This window comes from Cupriavidus sp. SIMBA_020 (assembly GCF_046535395.1).
GTDB classification, from domain to species: domain Bacteria; phylum Pseudomonadota; class Gammaproteobacteria; order Burkholderiales; family Burkholderiaceae; genus Cupriavidus; species Cupriavidus campinensis.
Genome location: NZ_JAWRWU010000600.1, coordinates 1 through 271 on the forward strand (window position 1 = coordinate 1; position 271 = coordinate 271).

1 protein-coding gene is annotated in these 271 nt (G+C 36.2%); it reads right to left on the bottom strand.

The features are described from left to right. Nucleotides 1-22: 22 nt before the first annotated feature. Nucleotides 23-271: hypothetical protein (locus SB751_RS30685; RefSeq protein ID WP_410749111.1), on the bottom strand; the 249-nt coding region annotated here is incomplete at its 5' end.

Sequence of the window (271 nt, forward strand, 5' to 3'; positions counted from 1 at the left end):
ATTAATCTTGCAGTTTTTAATCTCAGCTAATAAAACTTTCAATTTCAGGGCCAAAATCTTTAATTAAACGGTTCCACTCAATCATAGGCAATCGTACATCAAGCAACCAATTACCTTGTTCATCAAACCGCTCATTGTGTACTGCACTTAAATTAAATAGTGATGCTCTTAAACGCCCATATTGTGGTGCGAGTAATAACGTTTCATTAAGCATTTGCTTAGCGAGTAAATCGCTAATAGCTTCACTAAGTAATTCACAGCCTTCGCCAGT